Source organism: Alteromonas sp. MTD1 (genome assembly GCF_042848195.1).
Lineage (GTDB): Bacteria > Pseudomonadota > Gammaproteobacteria > Enterobacterales > Alteromonadaceae > Alteromonas.
In genome coordinates, this window is sequence record NZ_BTGG01000009.1 from 177,870 (window position 1) to 192,290 (window position 14,421).

At 45.2% G+C, this 14,421-nt stretch carries 13 protein-coding genes and 1 pseudogene; 3 read left to right on the plus strand and 11 right to left on the minus strand.

Annotated features, from left to right (window positions below):
* Window positions 1-11 precede the first annotated feature (11 nt).
* Complete coding sequence (locus tag ACGHAV_RS13615; RefSeq protein ID WP_390381673.1) at window positions 12-1,187, minus strand: 4-phosphoerythronate dehydrogenase; 1,176 nt, start codon at window positions 1,185-1,187, stop codon at window positions 12-14.
* A 95-nt stretch (window positions 1,188-1,282) separates the two neighbouring features.
* Window positions 1,283-2,038: a class II aldolase/adducin family protein gene (locus tag ACGHAV_RS13620; RefSeq protein ID WP_390381676.1), complete on the minus strand. Its 756-nt coding sequence runs from the start codon at window positions 2,036-2,038 to the stop codon at window positions 1,283-1,285.
* A 129-nt stretch (window positions 2,039-2,167) separates the two neighbouring features.
* Between ACGHAV_RS13620 and ACGHAV_RS13625 the strand changes: the two genes are divergently transcribed.
* The gene (locus ACGHAV_RS13625; protein ID WP_390381679.1) at window positions 2,168-2,854 is read left to right on the plus strand and encodes a Crp/Fnr family transcriptional regulator; all 687 of its coding nucleotides are present in this window, start codon (window positions 2,168-2,170) and stop codon (window positions 2,852-2,854) included.
* Window positions 2,855-2,932: 78 nt separating this feature from the next.
* Here ACGHAV_RS13625 and fabB read toward each other — a convergent pair whose 3' ends face one another.
* Window positions 2,933-4,147, minus strand: a complete 1,215-nt coding sequence (gene fabB / locus ACGHAV_RS13630; protein WP_334014828.1) for a beta-ketoacyl-ACP synthase I — start codon at window positions 4,145-4,147, stop codon at window positions 2,933-2,935.
* 545 nt (window positions 4,148-4,692) lie between these two features.
* Between fabB and ACGHAV_RS13635 the strand changes: the two genes are divergently transcribed.
* Together ACGHAV_RS13635 and mnmC are read left to right on the plus strand one after the other, a co-directional pair.
* On the plus strand, window positions 4,693-5,709 hold the full coding sequence (locus ACGHAV_RS13635) for a Kelch repeat-containing protein (protein ID WP_390381682.1): 1,017 nt from the start codon (window positions 4,693-4,695) through the stop codon (window positions 5,707-5,709).
* A gap of 59 nt (window positions 5,710-5,768) precedes the next feature.
* Window positions 5,769-7,895 (plus strand): FAD-dependent 5-carboxymethylaminomethyl-2-thiouridine(34) oxidoreductase MnmC, encoded by a 2,127-nt coding sequence (gene mnmC / locus ACGHAV_RS13640; protein WP_390381685.1) that lies wholly within the window; start codon window positions 5,769-5,771, stop codon window positions 7,893-7,895.
* 27 nt (window positions 7,896-7,922) lie between these two features.
* Here mnmC and ACGHAV_RS13645 read toward each other — a convergent pair whose 3' ends face one another.
* The 8 genes and pseudogenes from ACGHAV_RS13645 to ACGHAV_RS13680 all read right to left on the minus strand — a co-directional run bounded on the left by ACGHAV_RS13645 (window position 7,923) and on the right by ACGHAV_RS13680 (window position 14,327).
* Window positions 7,923-8,699, minus strand: a complete 777-nt coding sequence (locus tag ACGHAV_RS13645) for a FlgO family outer membrane protein (protein ID WP_390381688.1) — start codon at window positions 8,697-8,699, stop codon at window positions 7,923-7,925.
* Window positions 8,700-8,708: 9 nt separating this feature from the next.
* Window positions 8,709-9,470, minus strand: a complete 762-nt coding sequence (locus ACGHAV_RS13650) for a FlgO family outer membrane protein (protein ID WP_390381691.1) — start codon at window positions 9,468-9,470, stop codon at window positions 8,709-8,711.
* 4 nt (window positions 9,471-9,474) lie between these two features.
* On the minus strand, window positions 9,475-10,140 hold the full coding sequence (locus ACGHAV_RS13655) for a FlgO family outer membrane protein (protein ID WP_390381694.1): 666 nt from the start codon (window positions 10,138-10,140) through the stop codon (window positions 9,475-9,477).
* 462 nt (window positions 10,141-10,602) lie between these two features.
* Window positions 10,603-10,704: pseudogene (locus ACGHAV_RS13660) on the minus strand (GTP-binding protein); the annotation flags it as partial.
* Window positions 10,705-10,844: 140 nt separating this feature from the next.
* A complete protein-coding gene (locus ACGHAV_RS13665; RefSeq protein ID WP_390381697.1) occupies window positions 10,845-12,152 on the minus strand; it encodes a short-chain fatty acid transporter in 1,308 nt (435 codons plus the stop codon).
* A 130-nt stretch (window positions 12,153-12,282) separates the two neighbouring features.
* Window positions 12,283-12,582, minus strand: a complete 300-nt coding sequence (locus tag ACGHAV_RS13670) for a YfcL family protein (protein WP_390381699.1) — start codon at window positions 12,580-12,582, stop codon at window positions 12,283-12,285.
* Window positions 12,583-12,633: 51 nt separating this feature from the next.
* Window positions 12,634-13,764, minus strand: coding sequence for an ATP-NAD kinase family protein (locus ACGHAV_RS13675; RefSeq protein ID WP_390381701.1), 1,131 nt, complete (start codon window positions 13,762-13,764; stop codon window positions 12,634-12,636).
* Window positions 13,761-14,327 (minus strand): elongation factor P hydroxylase, encoded by a 567-nt coding sequence (locus ACGHAV_RS13680; RefSeq protein WP_390381704.1) that lies wholly within the window; start codon window positions 14,325-14,327, stop codon window positions 13,761-13,763. Before ACGHAV_RS13680 ends, ACGHAV_RS13675 begins: the two co-directional genes overlap by 4 nt.
* Window positions 14,328-14,421 lie beyond the last annotated feature (94 nt).

Below are 14,421 nucleotides of genomic sequence, written 5' to 3' on the forward strand. Positions count from 1 at the left end.
ACAAATTACATTCAGCCAAGCTGCACATAAAAACCCAATGCTGAAAAGATATTCTGTATGCTTTTGCTTGTATCGCATGGCAGCATTAATCTGTAAGCACTGCATTCTCTTCGCACACGGTATTGCTTACGCAAAGAGGCAAATATAGCGCCTTTATCGTGTAAAGCTTCGCTGTCAGATTGCGCCATTGCGCGGCGCGTGTGCTGATCGTCTATGCTGATGTCGTACACTTGATGAAATACTTTCGCTAAGTCTTCAAACACTAGTTTTTCACATTGCGCAAAATTAAGCTCAGCAGAAATAGGTGAAGTGGACTCTAGAAAATCATCTAACGATTTAGTAGCTTTTGCGCCAACAACCTCACAAATCTGTTCATAAATCATTTGTGTACCGCGCACTTTCCCCTCAACCGAGTGACCTGCGATATGCGGCGTTACAAACCATGCATGGTCAAACAAGCGTGTATCGATATTGGGTTCGTTATCGAATACATCAAGCACAATCGTGGGCGCGTTATCCTGCTTTAATCTTGCTAGCAGCGCACTTTCATCTATTACTTCACCGCGACATGCATTAATTAACATCTGTTTACTTGTAAGTGCAGCCAAAAAATCTTGGTCAATTAAATGTCCTGTGGGATGGGCGCCCGCTTTAACGTAAGGAACATGGAGTGAAATAACATCGCAGTTCGCTATTTCATGTAAACTTGAAAAACGCCTAGCATCGCCAGCCTCGTCAAGCGGCGGATCGCACAACAAATGCTTTATATTTAGCACTGAAAGAATTCGCGATAACGTGCTACCCACATTGCCTGCGCCAACAATACCCACGGTTGCAGTGTTTAAATCTACCTTGCCTGCTACATGGGCATGCAGCATTACACTTAGCACATATTCAGCTACGGCTACCGCATTACACCCCGCCGCCGAATTAAAGCCAATATTTGCGTTTGATAAATAGTCTTTATCTAGATGATTCGTACCTGCAGTTGCAGTGGTAACAAAACTAAGATGCTTTGCATTTGCAAGTAATTCAGGCGTAACTTTTGTTGTCGACCTAAGAGCAAGAATATTAGTGTGCTGCAGATCTTCAGGTTTAAGCGATTGCCACGCATAGGTGGTAACGTCACCTAGATCATCGAGGTAGTCGCGACCGAAAGGAATAGTGTCTTCAAGGAGTATTTTCATAGCGCTAAGTGTAACGCAAAGCCATGGTTTACACCTAGCGCTATGCAGCTTCTTTTACGTTTTAGTTAAAGAACCTGCCATTTGCTTTTGACTTGTTATTCATCAAAACCCGGAAAATGACGTGCAACACGACGTTTAATACCCGGCCATGCTAACGCACCGCCAGCACCTTTTGTAACCTGTTCAGCCTGCGCCCTAATACCGTCCAAAATAGCAGAATGGATAGGAATAAGCGGCTGGTTTGTAGCTTGTGCTTTAAGCTGTATTTCGCATGCGCGCTGTAAAATAAACATAAAAAGGAATGCGTCTGCAATATTGTCAGCACAGGTTAACAAGCCATGATTGCGTAAAATCATAAACTGCGTATTACCCAAATCGCGTACTAGCCGTGCTTTCTCATCAGGATTTAGGGCTACACCTTCGTACGCGTGATAAGACAGTGATGCCAATGGAAACAACGACTGTTGAGAATACGGTTGGAGCCCTTCTTCTAAAATAGAAACTGCAACGCCCTCGGCTGTGTGCAAATGTAATACACACTTTGCGTCTTCTCTTGCCTCATGCACGGCGCTGTGAATAGTAAATCCTGCCGGATTTACTTCGTGTTCACTGTCCATCACTTTGTTTCCTTGAAGATCCACTTTCACCAAGCTTGACGCAGTAACTTCGTCGAACATCATGCCATAAGGGTTTATGAGGAAGTGATGGTCGGGCCCCGGAACGCGTGCAGATATGTGGGTAAAAATTAAATCGTCCCATCCGTACATAGCCACTGCGCGATAGCATGCAGCAAGGTCAACACGCGTTTGCCATTCTTGTTCGCTTACTTGGTCTTTTACCGATTGTGTCATATCGTCCACCCCCAATACTGTTTTTGCCCGCGTTTTGTGCCCACGCGAGTCACGCTTGTAATAAGGCTACATTACTCGCTGAAACTGCTATACACTGTCGTAAACACGACAATGTTAGCAATTTGTTAAATGAAAGACTTCAAAGCAGTCCTTACAAGCTCAATCTGGTTCAGCGATATCCCAGCCTATTTACAAGATGCAATGCTTGATAAAATGCGACTAAAGTATTTAAAAGCTGGCCAACAGCTTCACGCAAAAGGTGAGGAGGGCGTTGGTTTTTATGGTGTTTGCGAGGGAAGATTGCGCGTTGTATCGGTAGGATTAGATGGCAGAGAGATGCTGTTTGCACTTTTAGGGCCTGGTACTTGGTTTGGCGAAATATCAATGTTTGATGACCTGCCCCGCACCCACGATAATTTTTGTGAAACCCCTTGTACCGTTGCCATTATCCAGAAGCCTGTTTTTAAAACACTGCTCTCACAATACCCTGAGCTGTACCCGCATTTTACGCGATTGTTGTGTACTCGCGTGCGTAGCGCGTTTCAATTTATAGACTCAAGTGCAGGGCTAAGCTTGAAGCATCAGTTGGTAAAGCGCCTACTGATGTTAACCACCAGCTATGGCCAACAATTACCAAAGCACGACGCTATAACATTAACACTGTCGCAAGAGTCCTTGGCGCAAATGATAAATAGCAGCAGACAAACCGTGAACCAGTTATTAGGTGAACTGCAAAAAGAAGGACTGATAACCCTTCACTACGGAAAGATAACCATAGGCGCTCCTGATGCACTTTTTAGTCGCTATCAGTTCTAGCTTTTTGATGATGAATAAAAAACATAAAAAAAGCGCATTGCAGCCAAGCAATGCGCTTTTGTTTAACTCTTCTTAGAATTAGCCGTTATAACGCTGCATAACAAGTGTTGCGTTAGTACCGCCGAAGCCAAAGCTATTAGACATAATAGTATTTAGCTGCGTCTCGCGCGCTTGAGTGACAATATCTAACCCTTGTGCTGCTTCGTCCAACGTATCGATATTAATAGACGGCGCAATGAAATTATTTTCCATCATGAGTAAGCTATAAATGGCTTCATTCACACCGGCTGCGCCAAGCGCATGACCTGTCAGCGACTTAGTTGCGCTAATTGGTACTCCAGATTGCCCAAACACTTCTTGAATAGCAGCGAGTTCTTTTACGTCGCCCACCGGCGTTGATGTGCCGTGTGTATTTAAGTAATCAATAGGACCATTTACATTCTGCATTGCCATCTTCATACAGCGAATTGCGCCTTCACCCGACGGAGCCACCATATCAAAACCGTCTGACGTTGCGCCGTAGCCCACTACTTCACCGTAAATTTTTGCGCCACGAGCAAGAGCATGTTCTAGTTCTTCAACCACAACCATACCGCCACCGCCAGAGCTTACAAAGCCGTCACGGGCTGCGTCGTAGGTACGTGAAGCAACAGCTGGGTTGTCGTTGTACTTTGAGCTTAGTGCTCCCATTGCGTCAAACTGACTAGACAAAGACCAATGCAGTTCCTCGCCGCCGCCGGCAAAGACAACATCCTGTTTACCAAGCTGAATAAGCTCTAGTGCGTTACCAATACAGTGAGCACTAGTAGCACATGCTGAGGCAATGGAATAGTTAACGCCACGAATTTTAAATGGCGTTGCTAAACAAGCAGAAACGGTAGACGCCATACAACGAGGTACCATGTAAGGTCCAACGCGTTTTACGCCCTTCTCTCGTAACACATCGGCTGACAATACTTGGTTCTCAGATGATGCGCCACCAGAGCCAGCAATAATACCCGTACGCTCGTTTGAAATGTCTTTTTCTTCAAGGCCCGAGTCGCTAATTGCTTGCTGCATAGCCACATAAGCATAACCGGCGGCATCGCCCATAAAGCGCATTGCTTTTCTGTCGATGTGCTCTTTCAAATCAATGTCGATATTGCCCCACACTTGACTGCGTAGACCCATTTCTGCGAATTGCTCTGAAAATGTAATTCCTGATTTACCCGCTTTCAATGAAGCAAGTACGTCTTCTTTATTCACGCCGATACTTGATACGATGCCAAGACCGGTGATAACTGCTCTTCTCATAGTTTATCCTTTGCGTTATTGCGGCTTATGGTAACGATTTTGATTGGTAAAGTGGTCTGCTTTGAGCACTTTATGTTGATAACAACTTTCGAAATCTTCGGTGCCGTTTACGCTATGTTATTGTTGCGAAATTACTTTTACGCACAAACTCAGCGTACACTTGTAAGCAATTTAAATCAATTCAGCGAGCGCAACAAACAAAACATCCCAAATAGATCTAAATCACGCGATTCAAACTATGTTGTTTTGAACTATCGAAAGTACGATTCCAATTAGAGCGTTACATAGTGACATTTGCCCGTGTTATTATTCACATAACTGCCTAGAACGTATGTATAACTGCCCAGAGCGTTTATATAACTGCCTAGAGCGTTTATATAACTACCCAGAGCGTTTATATAACTACCCAGAGCGTTTATTACACACTACGCTTTTTACAAACGAGAGCCTACACGGATAACCTAACAACAATGTTCTTATTAAATTTCTGCAAACGTTTCTGTTTTAGTTCGTTTTTGCTAGCCACGATAGCATGCAAAACGCTTGTGGCTAAAGAGATCACAACAGCGCTCTCATTGCCTCCACTTCCACAAGCTTCAACAAACAATGCAGTAGCAACGTTAAAGATTAATGACACGCAGTTTGTGTTCAGTTTTATGGGGTTATTTAAAGGTAAAACGCATCACGACGTACACAACAAAGCATGGCAATTGAAAATCGAAGACGGTGTATCAGGTCAGTGGCAGGTAATACCCGACGTACCTTCAAGTTTATCGCTTAAAGGGCGGTTAGCGTCTGTAGCAGTAGGTGTAAACCAGGCAGCATATCTTTTTGGCGGCTATACCGTTGCCAGTGATCACAGTGAAATAAGTACGCCAGACGTGTACAAGTACGATCCGTTATACGCCACGTATTCTCGTCTTGCATCCATGCCCGTTCCGGTTGATGACGCAGTAGCGTTAGTTTATGAATCGCGCTACGTGTATCTTGTGTCAGGCTGGCATAACGATGGTAATGTAAACCTAGTTCAAATATACGACACAGTTGAAAACACGTGGCAGCAAGCAAGTCCGTTTTTAGGTAAGCCTGTTTTTGGTCATGCTGGCGGGATCGTAGACAACATCATGGTAATTTGTGACGGTGTTTCTGTTGTCCCACATGAGAACAAGCGTCGCTCTTTTGCCGCAGAAACCGCCTGCTTTCGAGGTGAAATAAACATAAAAAATCCAACAAAGATTGACTGGCGTGTTATCCCTCATCCAACTCAGCAAGCACGATATAGAATGGCCAGTGCCGGCGACGCTGAACAAAAGCTTGTACATTTTGTTGGAGGGTCGACAAACCCTTACAATTACAACGGCATGGGCTACAACGGAAAACCTGCTGAGCCAGACAATGCCATTTGGTCGTATAATATTGCCAAGGGTACGTGGTCTGTCCGTTCGTCTAAGCACAGTACAATGGACCATAGAGGTTTACTGAACATTGATGGTGGCTGGTTTACTGTGGGCGGCATGAAGGCTAATCAAGTTGTTACTCATGACGCAATTCTACACTTGTAAGTGCGTTCCCCCCTTTATTGATTGTTAAGATAATTAAAAACGACGGAGACAACACTCGAGTGAAATCTAAACATGCACAGGTTGAATTTAACGACAGCGGTACACCTGTGGCCACACATTTCGATGACGTTTATTTTTCAAACGACAGTGGTATTGATGAAACCCAACATGTATTTATAGAGGGCAACGACCTCACCTCGCGTTGGTTAATGTGGGAAAAGCCAACTTTTGTTATTGCCGAAACAGGGTTTGGCACTGGGCTGAATTTCTTGGTTGCTATGCATGCCTTTAACGCGTTTAAGGCAGCGAACCCTAAACACCCGCTCAAACAATTATTTTTTATTACTACTGAAAAGTTTCCGCTTCCTCAGCACGATATGCAAAGGGCGCTGTCAGCTTTTCCAGCATTAAAGCAAGAAGCTGATGCGTTAAGTGCCAAATACCCTATGGGGCTAGAGGGTTGTCATAGACTGGATTTCCCTGAATATTCAACCACGTTAGATTTGTGGATGGGTGATGTACATGAGTTGCTGCCTCAATGGCACTGCCCGCAAAATGGCTTAATAGACGCGTGGTTTTTAGATGGTTTTGCCCCAAGTAAAAATCCAGATATGTGGACAGATGCACTGTTCTCACAAATGGCTAGATTGTCAAAATCAGGTACCACATTTGGTACTTTTACTGCCGCAGGTATTGTTAAGCGAGGCCTTGCAGCTGTGGGCTTTACCATTAAAAAGCGAAACGGTTTTGGCCGCAAACGCGACATGCTGACTGGCGTATTTGATGACGCCAACGAGCATGTGCCTACAAAGCTACGCGCCCCTCAAGGGCCTTATTACCGATATTCAAACAAAGTAAATGTGAATACAGACACTGTGGTTGTAGTTGGGTCTGGGCTTGGAGCAGCAAGTACGTGTTTATCGTTAGTAAAACGCGGTATAAAAACCACCTTGTGTTTTGATGGCCACACACCTGCTACAGGCGCTTCTGGTAACCCTCAAGGTGGTTTTTATCCTCAGCTTCACAGCGAAGCAAGTATTGCTAGCCGTATTCAAGCGCACAGTTTTTTGTATGCCAGGCAGTGTTATGACGATGTTTTGCGTTATCAGCCTGACATACCACATGCTTTTTGCGGCGTTATTCAATTAAGCTTCAACGAAAAAGTAGCCGCACGACAAACCAAATTAGGCGCTTCAGAAATTTGGCCCGACGCGTTAGTGCGCTTAATAGACGAAAACGAAGTAAGCCAAAAAGCAAACCTTAGTTTGCCCTATTCAGGGCTGTGGATTGAACAAGGTGGTTGGCTTTCACCACCCTCACTTGTAAGCGCAATGATTGCGCAGGCTGAAGCAACAGGGCTTTTAGAAGTAAAAACGAATCATCGCTATATTGGTCACACTGAAGTGAGTCAAAGTGACACTAGCAAGAATAAAACACTTCACATTTCATTCGAGGTTGGTTCTGACACTGATACTGCTCCCACTATAAACAAGCAGGCCAAAGCAAAGAGTGGACAGGAAGATGCTGTTGCAGACGCCTCTTCGCAGGTTACGCTATGCGCAAACCATTTAATATTGGCGCTTGGTGCTGGTGCTGTTACTTCAGATGTTTTTGCTTCGCTTCCACTTCGCCCTGTTCGCGGTCAGGTAGAAGCCATTCCTACGCAAGCTCCTATTTCAGCTTTAAACACGGTGTTATGTCACAAAGGCTACATGACCCCTGCCATGAACCAACGCCACGCGCTTGGTTCGACGTACGTAAAAAATGACTTATCAACGGTGGTAAGAGAGGAAGAAACACATACAAACTTGCTTACCCATGAGCAAGCATTGGAAAACACGTCTTTATTGGCAGAATTAAAGCATGATGGTGAAGCCCGAGCCGCGACGCGTTTAGGCTCTCCTGATCATCAGCCAGTTGTAGGCGCTTTACACAACTTTGATGTGCTAAAAGACGAATACAGCGACTTAGGGCAAGGTAAACCATTACAGCAGTCGCCACTGTTACCGAGCAGCTATGTATCTACGCTAACGTGTTTAGGCTCTAGAGGGCTGACTACTGCCCCGTTGATGGCCGAAGTATTAGTGAGCAGTTTATGTAACGAGCCATTACCGCTTAATAACGACCTACTAAATGCGGTGAATACAAGCCGTTTTATGACCCGACAAGCTATTCGCGGTGAGTAGGAAACATGGTTTAGCAGGCTTGCAGGTTTACTGGCGAGGCAAGCCCGCGACTTTGTTTAAATCCATTACAACAAATGCGGGGATAAAAACATTGGCGCTTGCCACTACCTGTTTACCGGTAAGTGAAACAATGCGCGCGTTTACTCGCACGCCTCTGTCATCTTCAATAATAGTGCCGGTAACTACGTGGTCCATTTCTACCTGCTTAGCAAGCTTCTCGCCGTTTCGAGTAAGTACAAAGTCACCAACTGGCGTAAGTGTAATGCCACCTGCCAGTTTGAAGTCGACAATAGCTAACCCAAAGTCTTGAAGCTCGGCAATAAGATATTCAGAAAGCTGATTTCCTAATACCGTGCTGTCGTTTAGCGACTGATTTAAACGTACAAAACTGGCAACGCCAACCCGGTCTTGATGGGTAAGGCGCGTGGCATTCTCCATCAATTCCATGGCAAGCTGCGATGCGTAGTCGTTCAAACGTTTGTGCGTTTGAGAGGGGAAAAAGCCGGTATGAAGAGGGTCTTTATAACCAGGCTCCACCGCTACGTGCTGCTGATACTCTCGGTCTCTAGAGTCAGGGGTGTATTCTAGGCCTGAGCGACTTGGCACAGGTACAGGCTCGGCATCGTGCCTAATTTCACCACTCTCGCCTAACCAAAACGACCCAATTGAATCGGTCGTTGTGCAGCCACTTAGCAAAACTGCGCCAGCTAGTACGGCGACGTATTTGATATTCAACAAAGCCGCCAATCGATTAATGTAGCTACGTTTTATGTTGGATGGCTTAATGGTACATAGTTTACGCATACCTACCCCTTAGCCTCGGCTTAGCTTAACGCCATCGCGCATACCATTTTGTTCGCTACCATCACTTGGAATAAGCGCATCAACCACATAAAACGGTACTAACATTTGTGCACTTGCAACCACGGCACGCGACTGCATTCCAAGAATACGTGCATTAACTAATACGCCACCTTGATGCTTGGTCATGGTGCCAGTAAGTACGTATTCAATTGGCAAGCTGCTGCTAAGCTCTAAATAATCTCTACTCAATACAAAGTCACCGTCTTCGGTGATACGAATATATTCGGTAGCTTTAAAGTCGATAACCGGTACACGGAATTTGTGTAATTCATGGACAAAAGATTCAGCCATTTGTCGGCCAAGCAAGTCAGTTTGCTGAAGATTTGTATCTAGCAGTGCAAAGTGGGTAACGCCAATGGGGGTTTTGTCGTTTACGTATTCCATGTTAGCAATAAGATCTTGCGTCATGTTCTTAACGTAGTCGCCAATATGCTTGGTAAGCGGTCGCCCTTTGTAAGCGCCTTGCACACTTGAATATAGCGGCGGCTGACCAATAGCACCGTACGCATCCATACCGCGAGGTTGAGTTTCGTCGGATGATGTTGCTGTAACTGGCGTTCTGTCTTCAGCCGTTACATCAATAACGTTCATGACCGGACGCGTTGGCTGCTGCTCAGCCATTTCTTCTTCGCCCATCATCATTGAGCAACCGTTAAGCGATAAAGCACAAACCGACAGTATGAATGCTGAATTAAGACGCTGATTTTTCATATTATTACCTCATACCTTCGGTTCTATAAAGTTTACCGTTTCGCGTAGTGACCTTTTCTTCCTGCCAAAATAATTCTGCTGGAAAAAAGCGTGTAGCTGCTGCTACCACGTTCTTTGTACGTGCACTGATTACACGAGCATTCACTACCGCACCAGACTCTTGGTGTATCATTGTGCCCGTGATATAAAAATCGACGCGTTCTATTGAAGAAAGTTGGTCAATGTTACGCGTTAAAATACGGTCGCTTTCGTCATTTACAATTATATCGTTCGACAACTTAAATTCTTGAGTAGAAAAGCCTCTTTTCGTGGCCTCTGTAATCATGCCTTGCTCTAGCTGATGCCCAAGCAGCATCAGTGGGTGCTGATGCTGTGCGTCGTATTTAAGTGAATCTGCCGGCACAAAGCCCACTACCGCATAACGCGATTGCGTGGCCGGCCCTACATCGGCGAAAAGCTCATTTGCGAGTAAATAAGTGTAATATTCAATATTTCCAAGCGCAGAGACGGTAGATAAATTAGTTTGAGTAAGCTGACTTTTCGAATCATCAGCCGATGAACAGGCTGAAAGTACCACTGCTAAAAGCACAACAATACTGTACTTAATGCAGCACGTAATATTGGTGCATTGATTCACACCAAACCTTTTTAAACGTTGGAAACTTGTCATCGCTATTGTTCCGCTTATGAATTCATTTTCGCCATAAAATCGGCGCTTACTTACTGTAATAAGCGCTAGGATGCAAAAAACGCTCCACCTCGCCTAACTCATCCATAACAAAGCAAGAAGTAACAAAAAGCAGTGAAACACATGCAAACGAAGGTACTAAGTTGAATTAATTAGTGAAGGATTTGGCGGAAAAGGCTTGCCACTTTTTGACAACTTATGCCGCTTTGTGCAGGTTTTTGCTCAGGTAACTGAAGGGAGGCCCTTAAAGAAAAAAGCTTGAGCAAAAGGCTAGAGAAAAAGGCTTCGGAAAAAAATAGCGCTATCGCATTGGGAACCACACATAGAAAATTGATAGCGCCTTCCAAAAGTCTAACGGGAAAAAGTGAATTCTGTTTACATTGGGTCAAGTGTAAGTAACATCCTCTTTGCTCCTTCTGAAACTGGGCACGAGCGATGCAGCGCAAGGCCTTCGCGATTGGTCAGGATATGATTGAGCACTGTTGTTTTACCAGTGCCTAAGAAGCCTGATAGCACTATAACGGGTAATACAATTGACGTAGACATAGTTGCTTCTTCACAAATTCACAAGCTTACTCACATTCACTCGATGTTATAACATAACACTTCAAATGAAAAGTGTGAGTGTGCTTGTCTACCATCGAGCATATTTTCCAATGCAAAAAAAGACGAATTACAAAAAGCACCTACATAAGGCGCAACACCAAAGAAATAATAACGCCGGTGATGAACAGCTGTACTAAGCAGTAGCCCATAATGTCTTTGGCTCGAAGCCCTGCAATAGCGAGCACAGGTAAGGCCCAAAACGGTTGTATTAGGTTAGTCCAAGCGTCTCCCCACGCTACAGCCATTGCGACTTTGTTTACGTCGGCGCCAAGCTCCAATGCTGCCGGTAATACAACCGGGGCCTGCACTGCCCATTGCCCACCGCCAGATGGCACAAAGATATTCACTATGCCCGCGCTTATAAAACTAAACACTGCCAGCGTATCGGCAGACGCTAAGCTTATGAGCGCCTCAGACATGCTTTGTGCCAGTCCGGACTGCACCATAACAGCCATAATACCGGCGTAAAAAGGAAACTGAATGACAATACCGCTACCTCCCTGAATGGCTTGCTGTAAGCTGAACAGCAAACTTTTTGGTGTACCGTGAAGCACAATAGCCAGAAACAGGAAAAGCGTGTTTACAATGTTTAGGTTTAATCCGCCGCCACTAAAGAAGTAGTTTATTAAATATGCCAGCCCGGCAAACCCAACCAAAATTGCAAGCGGCGTGCTGTTTTCAAGCTTTTCGGCAGGGCTAGCGCTTTCACTTTTCTGAAGTATTGGGTCTTCTAGCTTACTGGTATCAACAATAACGCTGTCGTCTTCAGATGGCAGCATTAATCGGTTAACGAGCGGAATAACCACAAACAAAATGGCTAAAAGCGTTAAATTGAAGGTACTGAAAATAGTTTGCGACGTTGATACTACGCCAATTTGGTCTGCTGAGAAGTGCCCCGGCGTAGCAATAGTGAGCGGTACCGAGCCTGCTAAACCGCCATGCCACACTACAAAACCAGAATATGCACTGGCGACTAGCAACCGATAGTCTACCCGCGTTTGCTTTGCCAAGGTTTTGGCAAAAAGCGCCCCCACCACTAAACCAAAGCCCCAATTTATCCAGCTTGCCATTAGCGACACAAGTGTAACTAAAACAATCGCCTTGCCGGGTGAACTACCCAACGCTGCTAGACTGTCTAACAACTTTTTCATAAGCGGTGTTGAAGCAAGCATGAAACCGGTAACCAGTACCAATAACATCTGCATAGAAAAGGTTAGTAAGCCCCAAAAACCATTGCCCCAAACGCTAATAACGGATAACACGGGTTGTTGCTGCAGAACCACAGCTGCAGCCAATGTTATTAACGTGAGCAATAAAACAAATACAAAAGGGTCTGGAAGGAAGCGCTCTACTAGCTTTACAAAGGGCTTAGACGCACGGTTTAGCATTACTTCACTCGCAATTTGTTAAAAACTTGTTGCTTGTATCGTAACGCAATTAGCGAATAAGTGAATAGCGCGTGTATTCAACGCGCTACAAATATGACAGTGAGAAGTGTGCTCTTGTTATATGAATGGCTTAATTTGCAGCGTTAAAAAGGCGTGACCATAATTGCTTTACTTGTGCGGCGTCATCACCTTCAAGCTCTTTGTTGTTAAAGGCGCTGTTTAAGCTGTCCATCATTTTTTCATCTAGAAGGGTGAGCGACGCATCGGCATGCATTTCTAACTGTCTGGCTTCAACGGCAAAATGCCCCTGCAAATAACTTGCTATAAACAACTCATCATCACTACCGTGATTTACGACGTCATCAAGTGAAGCTTCAATTTTAGCAATCGCATTTACCACTTCTTGTGGTGCAGCAGCAGGTGGTAACAAACCTATCTCCTTTTATGTTAAAAACAGTGCGTACAAGTGAGAACCTCCCCACTATACGGCGTTATATAATACTTTGTCTTTGTAGCCCGTGACGATGGTAAAAGCACCAGCGAGCGAGGCATCTAGTTCAGCGTCACCGGAATCAAGGCGAAGTGGGCGTCCATCAAGGGCTTGAATTTTTTGTTTGGTAGCCACAACCAGCATATTTGCTTTGCCAATTTGGCGAATAAACGCTGGGCTTAACTGCTGATTCCCGCGCCCCAAAATATGGCCTTGCCCACCTATTACCGTTAATACGACTTTACATGGGCTACCGTGGGTTATTTCAATAAGCGAGGGGGCAGTAACATCAGTCGCAACAAGCTCTCCGGCTTTAACAACATCTACACCAAGTAACGTGTTATCAAGGCCAAGGTATTCCATAATTGCACCAACGGTTGACCCCGACCCCATTACAAAATAGGTATCAGGCTCGTCTTCCATCAACTCACTAACAAACGCGGCTATATCGTCTAGCACAAGGGCTTCATCTTCTTTACCGCCCATTTTTACCGCTTGCACATAGCTAAGCTCAGCAGGCACGCGCATTTCACCGTAGTGTTTTGCAATTACTTTACCGCGCCTGAACGCGTCTTCATCAATATCACGAACCTCAGCGTCCATTTCACTCACCAACTCGCCAGCAATCATTTGGCTAACCACGTGTCCGGCAGCCGATGGTGAAACGCAATAAACCCCAGAATGAATTTTGCACCCTGCGGGTACTCCAAGTACGGGAACCGCACTGCCTACCACACTACAAATGTTGCGGGCAGTACCATCGCCTCCCGCGAATAATAGCAGGTCTACATTTGCCTCAACCAACGCCTTTGCTGCGCGTTCTGAATCCTCACCTTCTGTTTGTGCCTGAGGCGGAGAGTAAATAACCTCGTGCTCGAACCCCATAGATTTACACACATCCTCACCCATCTCGCCAGCCGCCGTGACAACCAAAAACTGCCCAGACAGGGCTTCTAATACGCTCAGGGCTTTCGCCATTTTTTCGTTTGCTTTTTTCTCGGCACCACTGGCAAGCGCTTTTTCACGAATGTCCTTGCCATCGCTGCCTTTTAACGCCAATGCTCCACCTATACCGGCGAACGGGTTTACTATTACACCTAAGCGAAAAGTAGGTTTACTCATGCGACTGAGGCTCCAATCTGGGTTCGATTTGAAAATGTAGCTTCGAGCGCTGCGATAAAACGCGCTGCGCGTTCAGGGTATCCGTGCTGCTCGTAGAGCGAGCGCTGTTGCGCCACGTTTTTTGTAAAGCCTTCACGGTCTGGCTCTGCACCATTTAAATTATCGGTGCTTACCTGAAAGCGTCGCCCCGCGGCTTCAGTAAACGCCCACTCTATGGCTTGAGGCTTTATTTCAACCTTCTCGAAACTGGCCTGCTGCTTTGCATCGCGACCATCAGGGCAATACCAGTATCCATAATCTTCTAGTAATCGGCGGGCCTCTCCAGCAATACACCAATGTGCAATTTCATGTAATGCACTAGAAAAAAAGCCGTGTGCAAACACGATTTGATGAAAACTACAGGTCTCATTGGCTGGCAAATAAACAGGTACATCATTACCAAGAACTAAACGTGTATTAAAATCTTCAAACGTACTGTTAAACAGTGCGATAAGCACTGGAACATCGGCATCGTTATCAAATTTCTGTGCGCCAGTTTGTGGCTGTTGAGAAAGACTTGTCATACTTCTAGAGTGGGTCGTTAAACGTTACGGTTTATCATAAAAACATAGAATTAAAAAACGCGCACAGTATATCAGGTAACATAACACTTCTCAC

Bases quoted from the DNA above. Each gene is read 5' to 3' on its own strand.
- ACGHAV_RS13615 (WP_390381673.1), bottom strand. From the start codon at position 1,187: ATGAAAATACTCCTTGAAGACACTATTCCTTTCGGTCGCGACTACCTC.
- ACGHAV_RS13620 (WP_390381676.1), bottom strand. From the start codon at position 2,038: ATGACACAATCGGTAAAAGACCAAGTAAGCGAACAAGAATGGCAAACG.
- ACGHAV_RS13625 (WP_390381679.1), top strand. From the start codon at position 2,168: ATGAAAGACTTCAAAGCAGTCCTTACAAGCTCAATCTGGTTCAGCGAT.
- fabB (WP_334014828.1), bottom strand. From the start codon at position 4,147: ATGAGAAGAGCAGTTATCACCGGTCTTGGCATCGTATCAAGTATCGGC.
- ACGHAV_RS13645 (WP_390381688.1), bottom strand. From the start codon at position 8,699: ATGCGTAAACTATGTACCATTAAGCCATCCAACATAAAACGTAGCTAC.
- ACGHAV_RS13650 (WP_390381691.1), bottom strand. From the start codon at position 9,470: ATGAAAAATCAGCGTCTTAATTCAGCATTCATACTGTCGGTTTGTGCT.
- ACGHAV_RS13655 (WP_390381694.1), bottom strand. From the start codon at position 10,140: ATGACAAGTTTCCAACGTTTAAAAAGGTTTGGTGTGAATCAATGCACC.
- ACGHAV_RS13665 (WP_390381697.1), bottom strand. From the start codon at position 12,152: ATGCTAAACCGTGCGTCTAAGCCCTTTGTAAAGCTAGTAGAGCGCTTC.
- ACGHAV_RS13675 (WP_390381701.1), bottom strand. From the start codon at position 13,764: ATGAGTAAACCTACTTTTCGCTTAGGTGTAATAGTAAACCCGTTCGCC.
- ACGHAV_RS13680 (WP_390381704.1), bottom strand. From the start codon at position 14,327: ATGACAAGTCTTTCTCAACAGCCACAAACTGGCGCACAGAAATTTGAT.